The 15,041-nt window shown below is 58.2% G+C and carries 10 protein-coding genes and 1 pseudogene; all 11 read left to right on the top strand.

Features of this window, described 5'->3' with window-relative positions:
- The first annotated feature begins 299 nt into the window (after window positions 1–299).
- Window positions 300–2,234 carry an HrpF/NolX family T3SS translocon protein gene (locus tag P9272_RS32310; protein ID WP_024505366.1) on the top strand — a complete coding sequence of 645 codons (1,935 nt, stop codon included), beginning with the start codon at window positions 300–302 and terminating at the stop codon, window positions 2,232–2,234.
- A 1,056-nt stretch (window positions 2,235–3,290) separates the two neighbouring features.
- Window positions 3,291–3,635 carry a helix-turn-helix domain-containing protein gene (locus P9272_RS32305; RefSeq protein WP_082826567.1) on the top strand — a complete coding sequence of 115 codons (345 nt, stop codon included), beginning with the start codon at window positions 3,291–3,293 and terminating at the stop codon, window positions 3,633–3,635.
- A gap of 37 nt (window positions 3,636–3,672) precedes the next feature.
- A complete protein-coding gene (gene glyA, locus P9272_RS32300) occupies window positions 3,673–5,010 on the top strand; it encodes a serine hydroxymethyltransferase (RefSeq protein WP_063169266.1) in 1,338 nt (445 codons plus the stop codon).
- A 57-nt stretch (window positions 5,011–5,067) separates the two neighbouring features.
- Entirely contained in the window at window positions 5,068–6,243 is a 1,176-nt protein-coding gene (gene metK / locus P9272_RS32295; protein WP_063169265.1) for a methionine adenosyltransferase, read from the top strand.
- Between the two features lie 100 nt (window positions 6,244–6,343).
- Window positions 6,344–7,357: an adenosine kinase gene (locus P9272_RS32290; RefSeq protein WP_063170366.1), complete on the top strand. Its 1,014-nt coding sequence runs from the start codon at window positions 6,344–6,346 to the stop codon at window positions 7,355–7,357.
- A 65-nt stretch (window positions 7,358–7,422) separates the two neighbouring features.
- The gene (gene tdh, locus P9272_RS32285; RefSeq protein WP_063169264.1) at window positions 7,423–8,457 is read left to right on the top strand and encodes an L-threonine 3-dehydrogenase; all 1,035 of its coding nucleotides are present in this window, start codon (window positions 7,423–7,425) and stop codon (window positions 8,455–8,457) included.
- A 714-nt stretch (window positions 8,458–9,171) separates the two neighbouring features.
- Window positions 9,172–9,340: pseudogene (locus P9272_RS32280) on the top strand (transposase); the annotation flags it as partial.
- An 805-nt stretch (window positions 9,341–10,145) separates the two neighbouring features.
- Window positions 10,146–10,832, top strand: coding sequence for a response regulator transcription factor (locus P9272_RS32275; RefSeq protein ID WP_063169262.1), 687 nt, complete (start codon window positions 10,146–10,148; stop codon window positions 10,830–10,832).
- Between the two features lie 71 nt (window positions 10,833–10,903).
- Complete coding sequence (locus P9272_RS32270) at window positions 10,904–12,325, top strand: type II and III secretion system protein family protein (protein WP_063170365.1); 1,422 nt, start codon at window positions 10,904–10,906, stop codon at window positions 12,323–12,325.
- Window positions 12,326–12,337: 12 nt separating this feature from the next.
- Window positions 12,338–12,898: a CpaD family pilus assembly lipoprotein gene (locus tag P9272_RS32265; protein WP_063169261.1), complete on the top strand. Its 561-nt coding sequence runs from the start codon at window positions 12,338–12,340 to the stop codon at window positions 12,896–12,898.
- A gap of 83 nt (window positions 12,899–12,981) precedes the next feature.
- Window positions 12,982–14,853, top strand: coding sequence for an acyltransferase family protein (locus P9272_RS32260; RefSeq protein ID WP_063169260.1), 1,872 nt, complete (start codon window positions 12,982–12,984; stop codon window positions 14,851–14,853).
- Window positions 14,854–15,041: the final 188 nt, after the last annotated feature.

Here is a 15,041-nt window from a genome sequence, read left to right as displayed (position 1 = left end):
ATTGAGGATTTCCCGCAGCTCTGAAGAACATGACTGCGGCTACCCCTTTGTGAACTCTTCGCAAACTCGTCAGTTTCTCGAAAGCTAATCCGCTCATGATGAGTCCCGGCAGCTCTCGCGGTGACTCCGGCCATTGTGTTGGACCGAACCTTGGAGCCGGCCCGGAACACAGCAATTGAAGGCAGGGCAGGCGCATTCGTGACCTGCCGACGCTTGGAATTGTCGAATTTTGTGAAACGCAAGGGATCTTCTGTCGGGGTCTCTTGTGGGGATTTCAACGTCACGTCTGAGGATGCATAATGTCGGCCAGTAATCTTTCAACTTTCTACCGCTCAAATTCGCTACAGTCCGCAAGGGGTTGGCCGGGCCTGAAAGTTTCCCATTTTGCGACCCAGCATCAGCAAAGTGCATCGTGCTTCGAAGCGATGCTGTCCACTTGTGTGCTGGCAGACAAGCCCGGCTCTTTCGCGCAAGGGGATCTGCCAGCGTCGAATCTTGATTCGACAATGGATAAATTGCGGCAGGACCCTTTGGGCCATCTGGCACCGGATGTCTTGACATTGAATGGCTTGGAGCAACACCCACTGGATCTGCTGCCGCCAAATATGAGGGCGGCTCTCAAGGAGGACCAATCGCAACGCTCCAAGGCGACTGAAGCCCAACATCTGCTCGGCGTCACTCCGAAGATCGAGCCGGCTCCCAGGCCGAGCCCCGGAATCACGTGGAACGGTGGGTCGCTGACCACGGCTGAGTTGCAGATTGTTGCGGTACTCAACCGTCACAAGGACCAATGCCCGCTTACTTGGAAGTCGTTGACCGACAAAGCCAATGATCCCTCTACGCCACCGGATCTGAAAGCGGCGATCCAGGGACTGCAGCAGGATTCGGGACTTTTTTATGCGATTGGCTCGCAGGGCGACGGCCGCTGTGGAGGCAAGATCAACGCCAAGGACTTGGCCGGATTTTCAAACCACCACCCACAAGTTGCTGCATTTCAGGAAGCCCAAGCGCGAAGCTACGAGCAGAACTACATACCATCCGACGGCAGCGGAGGTTTGCAGCCTTCGGTCATGACCTTGAGCGATGCCTTGCGGGAGTTTTACCGGTACTCCGAAAATCTGTCCAAGGACCTGAGTCTGGATGAGTTCAAGAAAATGGTCGGCGGCGAATCGAAAAACGGCAAATTTCCGCCCCAGGTCATTGCGGCGGCGCAATATTTCCTCGATCACCCCGATGCTTGGAACCAGTTGTGCGGTGGCTCGAAAGGGAAGATGCACAAAGAGGATTTCCTGCAAGTCGCCTCATCGTCGATGAGCCTCACGCAAACTGAGCTGAATACGGTCGAGATGATCAAGGACCATCAGGACACGTTCTTTGGAAGCGGTGTTCTGACTCGCGACAAACTGGCGAAAATGAAAGACGACAAGAGCCTTGATCCGAAAGTGCGGGAAGCAGCCTCTCAGCTCCTTTCAGATCCTCTTTTGTTTGGCCTCCTGAACAATTCGATCACGGGCTATAAGACCCATCATAAATTCTTCGACTTTGGCGGCGGGCATACGGTTGATTCCGGCAATATCAGCAAAAAAGACTTTGCCCATTTTTGCACAAACATGTCGTCTGCGAACCGCAACGTTCAGCAGCCAATCACCCACGGCGCCCAAACCGCAGAAGAGCAGAATGCCGTCGCGGACATGAAGATGGGCCTGATGGACCAGCCTGACATTAAGTCAGCCAAAAAGAACGGCGGGGCCGTCATGCACGTCGTCGACTCCGTGCTCAAAATCGAGACGAAAGTGCTCGACTTGGCGGCAACGGCGGTGGGACTGCTCAGCTTCATTCCGGGCCTCGGACAAGTAGCCGATCTTGCCTCGATGGTTCTCGAGGCTGAGTCGCAAGCAGCCAATCTCCTGCGTACGGCCATTAACGGAGGCGATATGAAGCGAGCGCTGGAGGAAGCTGGCCTCAATATGGCCGCGCAGGCGATCGGCCTTATCGCAGGCCCCGAGGTCAAGCTGGCCATTCGAAATGGGCTCGTAAAGCACCTGATGGAAGAGGCCTTGGCGGCAGGCATTGATCTTTCGGTCTCGACGGCGCAGGACTACGCAGAAGGCTATGTGAATAACCTCAAAGCGCGCCTTGCAGGCGGCCCTGAGCAAAGCCTAGGCCTTCCGAGCATGCCATCATTCCAGAGTGTGGCAAGCAATGTGCCCTTCGTCGGCATTGCCTTATCCTAGCCGTCGCCTTGCGCGGAAGCTTTGGCTCGCGCGCTGACATAAGGGTCATTGTGGCACAAGCAGGGGTTCATCCGCATCAACGCAAGCGGTGTTCCTGACGCCATCTGGATCGGACTGTGAGGGGGATGTCCGAAGTCTGTGAAGACTTCGGTATATGACGACTTCAGAGTTACGCTGAGCCCAGCCATCTCGAGCCGGTGCGCCGGGTCGAGGTTTTCACGGGCGCCGGCCGGTAGCGGGAATGGTCTCCGGAAGGCACGGCGCGGATGGTGGCGGAGCGGCGCAGCCGAAGGAACGGCTGTCGCGCGCCCAGGGCGGCCTCCCGAACAGCAGACGATGATCTCCTGCCTTGGGCCTATATCCTCGTGCCACGCTCAAGGCAGTCGGCTGAAAACAGCGCTGATTTAAAACAGCATTATCCTGCACTGCACCCTCGATCCTTGCGCTCACCGATCGCTCGTCGACACGCACGCGGTCAAGTCGTTATCGGCGCTATGCCGATGGGCTTCGAGAGCAAGGTGGACGCTGAGCGGTGCGTCAGCCTCAGGGCGCGGCTGGCCAGCTTTGGGTCTCACGCTCTATGACGGCAACACCCGGCTGATCCACTTGGCCTGTTCGCGGGCTCCCGGCAGCGGCGCGGAAGCCACGGTCCGCCTTCCTCGGCTTCAGGCCAAAGATACCGCAGCATGCTCCAGAGCTATGTCTGCCGCCTTCGCCCCATCGTCGCTGGTCATGTGGAAAGGACAAGCAGGCTACGCACCCTATAATCCCGTCGGGCAGGATTCGACAGTCGACGGCGAGACATTCGCCAAACCTCCCCCTTGATTCTCAGCAACGTTAAAAAAAATTCACATAATGTTCGTGAGTGTAGTCTCCTGTCAGGTGGTACATTAGCCCCAATATCTGGCGTCTTAGTCGTAGAAAGGACTGTGATCTATCTTCCATTAGCATCCATACCAGCGGATTTACAGCAAATGACGAGAGAGGTCTCATGCGGATTGATGGGGATAGAAGGGCTAGCGGCTTGCTGCATCCCGTCCGGGTTGATGCTAACCAATGTTGACACTGGTAAATCGCCTAAGGACGGCAGCGCATCTTGATCGCCTTCGAATCCTGGGCCTTTGCGCGCATGCGGATCTAACCGTCGGCGAGCTGGCCGATATTACCGGTCTGCCTCGCGAGCAGGTTCGACGCCACGTTCGGCGGCTGGTCAGAGCCAACTTTCTTTGCTGCAACGAACAACGTCCGCAGTCTTCGTACCATATGCAAGCAGGAGGCAAGGATGGCGAGCTGGCTCAATTGGTGGTCGATCTCCTGCCCCACGATGATGGCCATCATAAAAGAGACCTACAACGCCTGGAAGCAATACAAGACGCGCGGTTGAAGGGACCGCCTGCTTGATCGTGAAATAGATCAGTCCAAATGGAGCGCGACTACCATGGATAACTCCGCCGGCGGCGCCATCGCGCAGCCCGACACTTACGGGCGGCCTCACTTAGCCGCCGTCGACTCCCGCGTTCACGAACTGCTTCTAAGACAGGAGCGTCAGGAGCGGACAACTCTCAAACTGATCGCCTCCGAGAACTTTGCCTCCTCGGCGGTGTTGGAAGCGACCGGGTCGATTTTCACCAACAAGTATGCCGAGGGATACCCCGGTGCGCGCTACTACGCCGGAAACGAGATCGTCGATGAGCTTGAGACCCTCGCGATCGAGCGCCTGAAAGCGCTATTTGGCAGTGAACATGCCAACGTCCAGCCTTATTCAGGCTCGCCAGCCAACCAGGCTGTCTATCGCGCGCTTTTGAGCCCCCGTGACAAAGTCATGGGCTTGCCTTTACCCGAAGGCGGCCATCTGACTCACGGTTGGTCCGTCAATTTTTCCGGCAGCGATTATCAGCGCGTCCCGTACAGGCTGCACGAAAAGACACAGCAAATTGACTATGACCACTTGCGCGAGACCGCCAAGCGGGAACGCCCGAAGCTAATTTGGGTCGGCGGAACTGCTTATCCGCGTATTTTTGACTACGCGGCAATGGCCGAAATTGCTTCGGAGGTGAACTCGTATCTGGTGGCTGACATCGCCCACATCTGCGGCCTGGTTGTCGCAGGAGTGCATCCGAACCCCGTGTCCCATTGCGATGTGGTCACCAGCACCTCTCACAAGTCGATCCGCGGTCCCCGGGGTGGCTTCATTTTATCAAGGAATGAAGACCGTTATCAGCCCCTCCATCATCCGAAGAGCAAACACAATCTGGCCAAACGTATAGACCGCGCCGTGTTCCCTCTTCTGCAAGGCGGACCGCATATGAATACTATCGCCGCGCTTGCCGTCGCTTTGCAGGAAGCAGCGAACTCGTCCTTTCGTGTCTACGGTCAGCAGATCGTCCACAACGCCAAGGCTCTGGCCCAGGCACTTCTGGAGCGAGGTTATGAACTCGTCACCGGGGGCACTGACAATCACATGCTGATCCTTGATCTTCGGGACCGGTCGCTGTCAGGCAAAGCCTATGCGGAGCGCTTATCGCGTGCAGGCATCATTGCGAATTTCAATATGGTCCCGGGCGACCGGCGGCATCCGGCGCTGACAAGCGGCATCCGCTTAGGGACACCAGCGGTGACGTCCATGGGCATGCGCGAAACGGAGATGGTGCAGATCGCCGCTTTCATCGACTCGGTCTGCCGCCAGCCCGATGACCAGGAAGTTCATGCGAGCGTACGAAGAGACGTTGCCGACTTCTGCACTGCGTTCGATGTTCCCGGCATCCCCGACCGATAAGCCACCCCAATCCAGAAACTCCTCACTAACTCCAGCACTTGAAGCGAGGGCATTTTTATGACCAGGCAGTTCGTGTTCTCTTCCGAATCCGTCGGCGCGGGACACCCCGATAAGATGGCAGACAACATCTCCGATGCCATTCTCGATGCGGTCCTGCGCACCGATCCGAAGGCGCGCGTCGCCTGTGAAGTGTTGGTGAAGACGGGGATGGTCGTTGTGGCTGGCGAGATCACCAGCCATGCCCACATCGATTACAGCCAAGTCGCCCGCGATACGATACTCGATATTGGCTACGACGATGATGCGATTGGCTTTGATGGTCGACGTTGCGCCGTCGTTCTGGCCCTCACCGAGCAGTCGCCCGACATAAGCCAGGGCGTTGATGAAGGACGAGGGCAGGATCTCGGGCAAGGGGCAGGGGATCAGGGCATCATGTTTGGATTCGCATGCAACGAGACGGATACATTGATGCCCCTGCCGATCCAACTCGCTCACCATTTGACGAAAAGACAGGCCGAGGTCCGGAAAGCGGGACAGCTTGGCTGGCTGCGTCCGGACGTGAAATCTCAAGTGTCGGTACGCTACGAAGGGCTCCGCCCGGTGGCGCTGGATACCATAGTCCTGTCAACGCAGCATGACGAAGCGGTCTCACAAGCCACGGTCCGCGAAGGCGTCATTGAGGAGATCATAAAACCGGTCCTGCCGGCCCACCTGGATACTTCGGGGATCAGATTTCTGGTCAACCCAACAGGGCGGTTCGTGGTCGGTGGGCCTGCCGGCGACTGCGGCCTCACAGGACGGAAGATCATCGTCGATTCCTACGGTGGGACCGGGCGTCACGGCGGCGGTGCCTTTTCGGGCAAGGACCCATCCAAGGTTGACCGCTCGGCGGCCTATGCCGCCCGGTATGTCGCGAAGAACATCGTTGCCAGCGGCCTTGCGGAGGTCTGCGAGGTTCAGCTTGCCTACGCGATCGGCGTGGCCAGTCCGGTTTCTGTCATGGTCAATACCTTCGGAACCGCAAGGATCGAGGAAAAAAGGATCGAGCGCCTTGTTCTCGAGGTTTTCAATCTCCGACCGAAAGGCATCATCAAGATGCTTGATCTCTTACGGCCGATATACCGCAAGACGGCGACATACGGACACTTCGGGCGTGAAGAGCCTGAGTTCACTTGGGAGAAGACGGACAAAGCTGACGATTTGCTGCGTGAAGCCGGACCGGCAGCTGCGTGAGGGCGGCTGGATCAAGCGCATGCGGCAACCCATTTCAACTCGCGAGACCACGCCCGGCCGGCGTGGCAAGAAGCCGGCTCGGGTTTTGGCGGAGATTTTGATGCCGGATTATGACGTGCTTTGCATCGGCAATGCCATTGTCGACATCATCGCCCAGTGCGACGAGGAATTCCTCGAGACCAACGGCATCATCAAGGGCGCGATGAACCTCATCGACACACAACGCGCCGAACTGCTCTACAGCCGCATGGGCCCGGCGATCGAAGCGTCCGGCGGCAGCGCCGGCAACACGGCGGCCGGCGTCGCCAGCTTTGGCGGCCGCGCGGCCTTCTTCGGCAAGGTCTCCAACGATGCGCTGGGCGAAATCTACGCCCACGACATCCATGCGCAGGGCGTCGCCTTCGGCACCACGCCGCTCAAGGGTGAGCCGCCGACGGCGCGCTCGATGATCTTCGTCACGCCCGACGGCGAGCGCTCGATGAACACCTATCTCGGCGCCTGCGTCGAGCTTGGCCCTGAGGATGTCGAAGCCGACAAGGCGTCCGGCGCCAAGGTCACCTATTTCGAAGGCTATCTGTGGGACCCGCCGCGCGCCAAGGAGGCAATCCGCCAGACGGCGAAGCTGGCGCACGCGGCAGGCCGAGAAGTGTCGATGACGCTGTCGGATTCGTTCTGCGTCGACCGCTACCGCGACGAATTCCTCGACCTGGTGCGCTCGGGCACGGTCGACATCGTCTTTGCCAACAGCCACGAGATCAAGTCGCTCTACCAGACATCGTCGTTCGACGAGGCGCTGGCCCAGATCCGCAAGGATTGCCGGATCGCCGCCGTCACCCGCTCGGAAAAAGGCTCGGTGATCGTGCGCGGCGACGAGACCGTGGTGATCAAGGCGACCGCCATCAAGGAACTGGTCGACACGACGGGCGCCGGCGATCTCTATGCCGCCGGCTTCCTGCATGGCTACACGCAAGGCCGCGACCTGCAGACTTGCGGCGACCTTGGCTCACTGGCAGCCGGATTGGTGATCCAGCAGATCGGCCCCAGGCCCCGTCAGAATTTGCGCCGCGAGGCTGAGCAGGCGGGGCTGACCATTCCGGACGTTCAAACGAGTTAGTGGCCTACCTTCCCGTTGTGCAGGCTATCTCGCCAGAAGCGCAATCACGGAATAGGGAAATCCTGATGTCGAACATGATGAAGGCGCTTGTGAAGGCCAAGGCCGAACCGGGCATCTGGATGGAAGAGGTGCCGGTGCCGGAAATCGGCCCCAACGACGTGCTGATCAAGATCAAGAAGACGGCGATCTGCGGCACCGACGTGCACATCTACAATTGGGACCAGTGGGCGCAGAAGACGGTGCCGGTGCCGATGGTGACGGGCCATGAATTCGTCGGCACCGTTGCCGATTTCGGCGCAGCGGTCACCGAATACAAGGTCGGCCAGCGTGTATCGGGCGAAGGCCACATCGTCTGCGGCCATTGCCGCAACTGTCGCGCCGGGCGAGGGCATCTGTGCCGCAACACGCTCGGCGTCGGCGTCAACCGTCCAGGCGCCTTCGGCGAGTATCTGGCGATCCCGCAGCACAATGTCGTGCCGATCCCCGACGATGTGCCCGATGAGATTGCCGCGATCTTCGATCCCTTGGGCAATGCCGTCCACACCGCATTGTCCTTCGATCTGGTCGGCGAGGACGTGCTGGTGACTGGCGCCGGGCCGATCGGCATCATGGGCGCGCTCGTCGCCCAATGCGTCGGCGCGCGCAAAGTGGTCATCACTGACATCAACCCGGTGCGGCTGGCGCTAGCCAAGAAACTCGGCGTCCAGCATGTCGTCGACGCCTCGAAGGAGAAGCTGCGCGACGTCATGCCGGTGCTCGGCATGACCGAGGGGTTCGACGTCGGCCTCGAAATGTCAGGCGCCGCCCCCGCTTTCCGCGACATGATCGACACCATGAACAATGGCGGCAAGATCGCCATTCTGGGCATCGCGCCGACCGGCTTCGAGATCGACTGGAACAAGGTCATCTTCAAGATGCTGCATCTCAAAGGCATCTACGGCCGCGAGATGTTCGAAACCTGGTACAAGATGATCGCGCTTGTGCAGGGTCCGCTGGATGTCTCCGGCCTGATCACCCACCGCATCGGCATCGACGATTTTCAGATCGGTTTCGATGCGATGAAGAGCGGCAGTTCCGGCAAGGTGGTGATGGACTGGTAGGGATTGCCTTGGCCGCTATTCAGGAAAAGCTGACGACAGCACCTCTGGTCCGCCGGACATTTTCCAACTAGGGGAACATGGCTGGGTGGAGAGCTATGGCTCCGCTACGTGCGCTCGCTAATCATATACGGCGACGTATCGCGGCCCACCCGGTGACGGTCGATGGGGCAATTCGCTTCAGTCGATGACGGAAACCCGGTGAACCGATGCTGAGGCCCCGACGCGATCGTCTATTTCCTATGATCTGCGATTGAGGTCGAGGTGTTGCCGCTTTCAGCGGGTAAGATGCGATAGACGACTTCCGGTACCCTTCCGGTCAGCGAAAAGGAAGGCAACGAGCCGCATTGCCTCAAGCAAAATGTTACCAATAGTGTCCTGTTCCAAAGGGGATGGACAGGTCGTGCCATTCCGGTTCGGGGGAAGGATGGCGCGGCTCAGCATGGCGACACGGTGAAGCGGCGATCGTGGAGCTTTATTGCGGCGTTGACAAGCGGCGCATTCTGGATGAGTTCGAGGCGGTAACCGGCTATTATTCGCAAGCGCGCGATCCGTCTTATGAACCGTCGTGAGCAGAGGCCGTCTGCGGGCAAGAGCCGCAGCCGCTGTTACGGCAGCGATGTCCGCGACGCGCTCATCGTGTTGTGGGAGGATTCGGAGCGGCTGGGTCCGCATCGACGCTCGCGGCGGCCAGCGCCGCCGGGCAGGAATGAGTTCGCAGTTCGCCGCTCGGTGCCAGCCCGCACCTTCGGCGATTGGAAAGATCCGCCGCCCGGCTTTGTTGAGCGCATTCGGGCACGTCTTCGTCAGGGAGCTTCGTGCAGACGATGGTGCTGACCGGATTGCCGCCGGCTGGACCGATTGCATTCCGCTCCGCACGCGCGACAGCGGCAATGTGATCATGGCGATCAAGCAGGCCCGCTCCCGGTTTCGCTGACCCTGTGCTGCTGTTTGCCGGCATCCGCCCGCACAGGAAGAGCTTGTAAAAGTGCGGAAATCGAGGAGCCGTTGGTCGTCGATCTTCAGCCTGAACGCGGTCGTTTGCTGGTGCCGCAAATCGGCTGTTGCATGTACATCCCTGTCAGACGTCAGTTTTCCTCGCCTATTTTGGTGTCGAGCGCGAAGTGCTCCAACCAGATTGCAAGGCTTTTTGGAAATGAGAGCGGCTTTGCGCAGGGCGCTCCGTTGTTGAGCATTCAAGCTACCAAGCCAATGACGCGCAGGTTCCACCAGGCTCGCCAGCCTTGAAGGACAGCGAAAAAAGCAGAGCACGACAGACACAACAGTGCATCAGGACGCCGCAGTCGTTGAAGATGGTGCGCTGCATCCATACCGTGGATGCATTCGATCCAAATAATCGATTTGTTCAATCAGTTTCTCGAAAGCTAACCCTACCCTCTGTGGGAATCGGGCTCTGAGCCGCGACGCTGCCTTGCGAGCGCAGGGGCTGCACGTAGGAGAGATGATGCAACGAGAAATCGCACGCGGGTTGCTGGCCTCGTGGGTTCGCCGACCGGCGTATTTGAGCCCGTCAGTTGGTCCTCACCCGCGCCTATTGCCACCGAGCGACTTGCATGTCCCTCCGACTCGGACCAGTTCCGAGAGCTGCGACGAGTTGCGCGCCGTGTGCTCCGATCAGATGGCCGCCGGTGACGCGTTCGATGGGCCGTCCCTCTTCGAGAGGAGATGAAATGCGAACGCTGCTCGTGGATCATCATGCGGATCTTGCGCGCGCCATGCGACTTGCGCTCGGGGATGGCGGCTTCGTCGTTGATGTCGTTGGTACTCTGGAACTGGCTTCGAGTGCATTTTCTTGCGCCAGCTATGAAATTCTCCTGCTGGAATTGGCTCTGCCAGATGGCGATGGCTTGGGTTGGCTGAGGCAGTTGAGGACCCACGGGCATTCAGTTCCTGCCGTCATTATGAGCAGCCTTAACGATCTCGATAAGCGAATTGCGATCTTCAACGGTGGTGCGGACGACTTTCTGCTCAAACCCATCTCTACCGATGAGCTTATTGCCAGAATGAGAGCCATTCTGCGCCGGGCGACACAGATGACCGACCTGAGGCTCGTATTTGGCAATCTCGACTTTGATCCGGTCGCCCGCCAGGTTTTCGTTGATGGGCACCCAATGATGATCGCACGTCGCGAACTCTGTGTTCTAGAGCACCTGCTTAACCGGGCAGGCCGCATCGTGCCCCGTGCGCAATTGGAAGATCACCTCTATTCATTCAACGACGACGTGTCTGCCAACGCGCTTGAAGTCGGAATTTATCGTTTACGGGGACATCTGACCAGATCAGGTGCAACGCCACGGATCAAGACCATCCGAGGCATTGGTTACATCCTAGAATTGACTGACGCCTCGTCCGCATAGTTTGTCGAATCGAAAGAAGATCTATTTTGCTGATCCTTCAACATCCTTGCGCTGCGCTCAATTGGCGGGCGATCGCCAACAAGGTTACAAGACCTGCAGTGCCCCGTTACCTGGGCCATCTCCTCTGCGCGCTTATTGTGACTTTCCCACTTGGTGTCGCGGCGCAAAACAAGCAGGACAAAGGCCCGCCGCATGCGGCTTCGAATAGCATCAACGCCACGCTGACCCTTTCCTCTTCGCTCGGGGAGACCGTTCATCTGCCCGGGCCAGCCACGACCATCTTTGTTGCTGACCCCACGATCGCGGATTTTCAGGCGCCATCGAGCAAAACAATCTTCGTCTTTGGCAAGAAATCGGGGCGGACCAGCCTATTCGCCTTGGATGGCAATGGCGAGCCTCTCGCCGAATTGCGTATCGTTGTCACGCAACCGATCGGGGATTTACGCGCCATGTTGCGGGAGCAGGTCGGCGACTATCCCATCCGCGTCAACTATACGCCGCGCGGCGCAATCCTTAGCGGGACGGCGCCCGACGCAGAGGTCGCCGACACCGCAAAAAGAGTCACTGAGCAATATCTGGGCGACGGAGCGCAAGTCGTCAACAACATCAAGGTCGCTGGATCCCTGCAAGTTAACCTCAGCGTGCGCGTAGCCGAAGTCTCACGCAGCGCCATGAAGTCACTCGGCGTCAACTTGTCCGCCTTCGGTCAAATCGGCAATTTCAAAGTGGGCGTTCTAAGCGGAAGCGCTGCAAGCGCTGGGTCTGGTTCAACCCAGGGTGGCGGTACAGCAGAAATCGGATTCGACAACGGTGCCGTCAACGTCAGCGCGGTTCTCGACGCGCTCGCCAAGGAGCATATAGCTTCCGTCCTGGCTGAGCCGAACCTCACCGCTATGTCGGGTGAAAAGGCCAGCTTTCTCGCGGGCGGCGAATTTCCCATTCCTGTCCTGCAGGAAAACAGGCAGGTATCGGTTGAATTCCGTCACTTCGGCGTCAGTCTGGAATTTGTGCCGACAGTTCTCAGCAACAATCAAATCAACATTCACGTAACGCCCGAAGTCAGTGAACTGTCGACGCAAGGTGCCGTGCAAATCAACGGAATTTCCGTGCCGGCAGTTTCCACGCGCCGAGCCGATACGGTCGTCGAACTCGCCAGCGGCCAGAGCTTCGCAATCGGCGGTCTAATCAGGCGGAACGTCAACAATGATGTCAGGGCCTTTCCCTGGCTCGGAGAACTGGCGATCCTGGGACCGCTTTTTCGCTCGACCTCGTTTCAAAAAGAGGAGTCAGAACTGGTCATTCTAGTTACGCCTTACATTGTAAGACCAGGCTCCAACCCAAACCAGATGAGCGCACCGACCGAGCGGGCGGCACCGGCTTTGAACGGAGGGGGCGCTCCGACGAATTCCGTGACAAGTCCCCCGCGAGACCGCGCTGCTATCCGTGCGGGCGCGCCAAGCGCCCAGGGCGGTCTCGGCTTCATCATCGAATAGTGTCATCCAAAGATGTTGCGTTTTATAATCCTCTTTGTCGCTCTGGCACCAAGCGTAAGTGGCTGCACAAGCACTACGCCAGTTGATGTCGAACCATCGGCACCAATGCTTGTCCGAGAGGAGACCACCGTCCTGACGTTGCAAAGCCTGCGCGCTTCCGAACGGCAGCGTTTGCGTGTTTTCCTAGACAAGGCCAGTCGCGGCCGGTTCGATGCCATCCACCTCCTCATCAGCGGTTCGCCCCAGCTCAGCGCAGGGGTAGCCCATCAGGCCAGGCAGTTGGCAATCGAAGAAGACAACATTCAATTGCGCGATCAACACGACGCCGGCTCAGTGCGAATTGAGGCGATTGTCTATCACGCCCGTCCGCCGGTCTGTCCCTCATATGGTGCCTTACCCAATGAAGAATCCTTCAAACAGCCGCTTGGTTGTTCGACAGGACATAACCTGGCCGTGATGGTCAACGATCCGCGCGATCTGCTCGACAATCAGGCCGTCAAGGCCGGCGATGGCGATCGTGCTTCTGTACCAGTTGCAACTTACAGAACATTCGGGACGGATAAAGGTGGCTGATACCGCCCTTATCTCGGCAGCACTCCTACCGGAGATTGAAAGCTTCCAATCGCGTCCTGATCTAAAATAAAAGGAACCGCTGGATGCAATATAGGCGCTATATCGAGGGCCTTAGGGCCGTTGCTGTACTTCCGGTCGTACTCTTTCATTTCGGAATTTCGGCGATCCCGGGTGGCTTTAGCGGGGTCGATATCTTCTTCGTCATCTCCGGCTACCTAACCAGCGGAAGCCTCCTGGATGACCTTGAACGCGGCCAATTTTCCATCGTCAACTTCTACTGGCGCCGTGCCCGGCGCATTCTGCCGGCGCTCGTCTTTGTGATGCTTCTCACCTGCATTGCGGCATTGTTCATTCTTCTGCCACCGGATCTGCGCGGATTCAGTCTTAGCATCATAGCTACCTCGACCTTCTGGTCGAACGTTTTCTTCTGGAAAACGTCAAGTTACTTCTCTATCGATGCCGCGCTTCTACCACTGTTGCACACTTGGCCGCTTTCCGTAGCGGAGCAGTACTACATCTTCGCACCAATCCTGATGTTCCTAATCTATCGCTACATCGGGAAGCGCTGGCTGACGACACTTCTTCCGATAATTCTCTGCAGCTTCGTAGTGGCGGTGATGGCGACATCGCTGGCACCCACCGCCGGATTCTATCTGCTGCCGACCCGAATCTGGGAACTCATGTTGGGCGCCCTGCTCATGCTCAAATGCCCCTCGCCGCTGGGCAACCGACTCCTGATGGAGTCGGTGGGGGTGGCCGGATTTGGCCTTCTCGCCATCGGGTTCTTCGCGATTTCGGCGAGTGATCCGTTCCCAGGCTACAACGCCTTGTATCCATGCATCGGAACGGCCCTTCTGATCTATGTTGGCCAAAATACCCCCTCGACGGTCGCCACCCGCATGCTCGAAGTCAGGCCGCTGGTCTGGATTGGGCTCATCTCGTATTCGTTGTATCTTGTTCACTGGCCTCTCAATGCGTTCGCGCACTATCTTTCGTTCCAAAAACTCGATCCGTTGATGACCGGTGCGATGTTGGTGGCAAGCCTCGCATTGGCTGCATTCTCCTGGAAGTTTGTAGAGCAGCCGTTTCGACAGAAGAGGGCCTTCACCTCCCCGGGGCCTATCTTCGCCTTTTCAGCGCTCGCGATCGTTGTCCTTTGTGCCGGCGGAGCGGCGGGGGCGCTCGGCAACGGCTTTCCGCAACGGTTTCCGGACTATGTCCAGCGGCGCATTTCCGTCGGGGACTGGAGGAATGGCATCTGTTTCAACGAGGGCACCAGCCGGATCGAAAGCTGGAATATGGAGGATTGCACGCGCACCAGCGGTTTTCCAACAACGGTTTTTTTGTGGGGCGACTCCTTCGCCGCGCACTATGTTTCCGGCTTGGGTGCTAACATAAATCGATTGCAGGCGAACATCGTTGAATATACGTACGCCAGCTGCGCGCCGATACTCTATTACTACCCGTACGATCGTCTTGATTGTGTCCGGTTCAATCGCAAGGCCTTGGACGTCATCTTGGAAGCGGACATCAAGACGGTTATCCTCAGCGGTAGATGGAGTGACTATGAGGTCAGAGGTTTCGACGGTCTTCAGCAAACAATCGCTACGCTTCGTGCCCTGGGCGTGCGCGTGTTTGTCATCGGCCAGTCTCCGCAGTTCCCAACTGACGTCCGGAAAATTGCGTTCTTCGCCAAGCGCCAAAATCTGGACGATACGTCCTGGCCGATCGCGATGGACCCCGACGTCAACGAACGTGTGCGCTCATTTACCAAAGGCGCCACATTCATCGATCCGCTGAAATTCCTGTGCAGCGCAGGACGCTGCGCCTATTTCGATAGAGGAGAGTTTTTATATTTCGACTATGGTCATTTCTCTTCAGCCGGCGCCACACTGGCAATCTCGAAATACTGGCCGGCTTTTGGCAAGGACAATGCTCTTCCTAAGACGAAGTAGCGGCTCAGCGGCTGACAAGCACCAGTACGGGTCCCAGTGATAGCTCCTGCTTCCGCAGCAGCCGCGACGATGGAGCTGTTCAGGTTTAAGGCCCCCCGATAGTGACCTAGGTGTGGAGCTTCAACAGGTTGTCCTCGATCAGGGCGAGGCGACTGATAGGCGTTTTTGACTTTAGGCTGCCATGTGGA

The organism is Mesorhizobium sp. WSM4976, assembly GCF_029625685.1.
Taxonomy (GTDB): Bacteria; Pseudomonadota; Alphaproteobacteria; order Rhizobiales; family Rhizobiaceae; genus Mesorhizobium.
The sequence above is the reverse complement of the archived record's forward strand: the minus strand, read 5'-3'. Positions and strand labels throughout refer to the sequence as shown.

What these genes read in the sequence shown, in the direction of transcription:
- P9272_RS32310 (WP_024505366.1), top strand. Translation starts at nt 300, where the DNA reads ATGTCGGCCAGTAATCTTTCAACTTTCTACCGCTCAAATTCGCTACAG.
- P9272_RS32305 (WP_082826567.1), top strand. Translation starts at nt 3,291, where the DNA reads ATGTTGACACTGGTAAATCGCCTAAGGACGGCAGCGCATCTTGATCGC.
- glyA (WP_063169266.1), top strand. Translation starts at nt 3,673, where the DNA reads ATGGATAACTCCGCCGGCGGCGCCATCGCGCAGCCCGACACTTACGGG.
- metK (WP_063169265.1), top strand. Translation starts at nt 5,068, where the DNA reads ATGACCAGGCAGTTCGTGTTCTCTTCCGAATCCGTCGGCGCGGGACAC.
- P9272_RS32290 (WP_063170366.1), top strand. Translation starts at nt 6,344, where the DNA reads ATGCCGGATTATGACGTGCTTTGCATCGGCAATGCCATTGTCGACATC.
- tdh (WP_063169264.1), top strand. Translation starts at nt 7,423, where the DNA reads ATGTCGAACATGATGAAGGCGCTTGTGAAGGCCAAGGCCGAACCGGGC.
- P9272_RS32275 (WP_063169262.1), top strand. Translation starts at nt 10,146, where the DNA reads ATGCGAACGCTGCTCGTGGATCATCATGCGGATCTTGCGCGCGCCATG.
- P9272_RS32265 (WP_063169261.1), top strand. Translation starts at nt 12,338, where the DNA reads ATGTTGCGTTTTATAATCCTCTTTGTCGCTCTGGCACCAAGCGTAAGT.
- P9272_RS32260 (WP_063169260.1), top strand. Translation starts at nt 12,982, where the DNA reads ATGCAATATAGGCGCTATATCGAGGGCCTTAGGGCCGTTGCTGTACTT.